The organism is Pseudoroseomonas cervicalis ATCC 49957, assembly GCF_000164635.1.
In the GTDB taxonomy this organism is placed as follows: Bacteria; Pseudomonadota; Alphaproteobacteria; order Acetobacterales; family Acetobacteraceae; genus Pseudoroseomonas; species Pseudoroseomonas cervicalis.
Genome location: NZ_GG770927.1, coordinates 1 through 1,949, shown reverse-complemented (window position 1 = coordinate 1,949; position 1,949 = coordinate 1). Strand labels below are relative to the sequence as shown.

General features: G+C 73.7%; 3 protein-coding genes. 2 read left to right on the top strand and 1 reads right to left on the bottom strand.

Translation table 11 applies throughout. From position 1 onward, the window contains the following. Nucleotides 1-534, bottom strand: a 534-nt coding sequence (locus HMPREF0731_RS20445; protein WP_007006130.1) for a LysR family transcriptional regulator, incomplete at its 3' end; no start/stop codon positions are given. A gap of 193 nt (nucleotides 535-727) precedes the next feature. Here HMPREF0731_RS20445 and HMPREF0731_RS20440 point away from each other — a divergent pair. Continuing rightward, the gene (locus HMPREF0731_RS20440; RefSeq protein WP_007006129.1) at nucleotides 728-1,651 is read left to right on the top strand and encodes a ring-cleaving dioxygenase; all 924 of its coding nucleotides are present in this window, start codon (nucleotides 728-730) and stop codon (nucleotides 1,649-1,651) included. Nucleotides 1,652-1,674: 23 nt separating this feature from the next. Beyond that, nucleotides 1,675-1,949 (top strand): alpha/beta hydrolase (locus HMPREF0731_RS20435; protein WP_007006128.1); only part of this gene is annotated, 275 nt, incomplete at its 3' end.

Below are 1,949 nucleotides of genomic sequence, written 5' to 3'. Positions count from 1 at the left end.
GTCGTCGCCCGGGCGCCCATACAGCGCCCAGGCGATGCGCGCGACGCGGCGGCCGACCAGCGTCTCGGGCGGGGCGTCGCTGGCGCGCAGCGCGACATCGGCATCGCGGCGCGACAGGTTGGCCGCCGCATTGCCGGTGACGATGTCGAGCCGGATGCCCGGCTGCGCGGCGCGGAAGCGCGCCAGCGCCGGCAGCAGCAGCCCGTCCAGCAGGCTGTCGCTGGTGGCCAGCCGCACCTCGCCCGAGGGGGTCGGGCGATGGCCGGCCAGGCGCCGCGTCACCGCCGCCACCTCCTCCGCCATGCGGGCGGCCAGCGCCGCCAAGGTCTCGCCCGCCGGCGTCGCCACATAGCCGTCGCGGTGCCGCTCGAAGAGCGGGCAGCCGAGCTGCGCCTCGATCTGGCCGAGCCGGCGGAAGGCGGTGGAATGGTGGATGCCGAGCCGCGCCGCCGCCTCCGGCAGGGTGCCGGCGCGGGCGATGGCATCGACCAGGCGCAGATCGTCCCAGGCCAGGTCGCGGGCGGGGTCGGGCATGGAACAGGGCCTCGTTCGGCCGCGCGCAGGCCACGCGGCGGGCCATCCTAGCCGCGCGCGGGCGCAATGCCAATCGCCCGGTTGCAAGGATCCGCTTGCAGGAATGCAATCGGTTTCTCCTCACGCCCGGCCCGTCCATGGCCTATCTGGAGGGCCAGGAACGGCGCACCCCGCGCCGCTGGAGATCAGACCGATGACCCGCAACGGCATCCACCACGTCACCGCCATCGCCGGCCAGGCGCGGCGCAACCTGGATTTCTACACCCGCACCCTGGGGCTGCGGCTGGTGAAGAAGACGGTCAATTTCGATGATCCCGGCGCCTATCATTTCTACTATGGCGACGCCGCCGGCAGCCCCGGCTCGATCCTGACCTTCTTCCCCTGGGAGCATGCGGCGCCCGGCCGCCAGGGTGTCGGCGAGTTGCAGGAGACGGTGTTCCGCATCCCGCTGGCCTCGGTGGGCTACTGGCTGCAGCGCCTCTCGGCGCAGGGGGTGGAACGCGCCGGCCGCTTCGGCGAGACGCTGCTGCGCTTCCGCGACCCGGACGGCATGGCGCTGGCCCTGGTCGGCCTGCCCGGCATCGAGGCGGAGCCCGCCTGGAGCACCGGCGAGGTGCCGGCCGAGCACGCCATCCGCGGCATCCACGGCGTCAGCCTGATGCTGGACAGGGCGGAGCCCACCGGCGCCATCCTGGCGGACGTGTTCGGCTTCGCCGAGGCGGGGCGGGAGGGCGACACGCTGCGCTTCCAGGTGCCCGGCCAGCCGATCGGCGGCATCGTCGACCTGCGCGGGGTGGGCGGCTTCCTGCCGGCGCGGCTCGGCCGCGGCTCGGTGCACCACCTGGCCTTCCGCGCCGCCGATGACGCGGCCGAGATGGACATGGTGAAGCGCCTGGCCGAGAACCACGGCATCCACACCACCGAGCAGAAGGATCGCGACTATTTCCGCTCGGTCTATTTCCGCGAGCCCGGCCATGTGCTGTTCGAGATCGCGACCGACATCCCCGGCTTCGCCGTGGACGAGCCGGCCGAGCAGCTGGGCAGCGCGCTGAAGCTGCCGCGCTTCCTCGAGCAGCACCGCGCCACCATCGCGGCGGCGCTGCCGGATCTGGGCTGACGAGAGGGAGAGGGAGCCGCACCATGACGGATGCGATGAAGGGCGAGATCGACGGCTTCGCCTACCGTTTCGAGCCGGGCGGCGTCGCCGCCCCGCCTTTGCTGCTGCTGCACGGCACCGGCGGCGACGAGAACGACCTGGTCCCGCTGGGGCGCGAGCTGGCGCCGGGCCGCGCCCTGCTCTCGCCGCGCGGCCGGGTGCTGGAGGCCGGCATGCCGCGCTTCTTCCGCCGCCTGGCGGAAGGCGTGTTCGACGAGGCCGACCTGACCGCCCAGGCGGCGGCGCTGGCCGGCTTCGT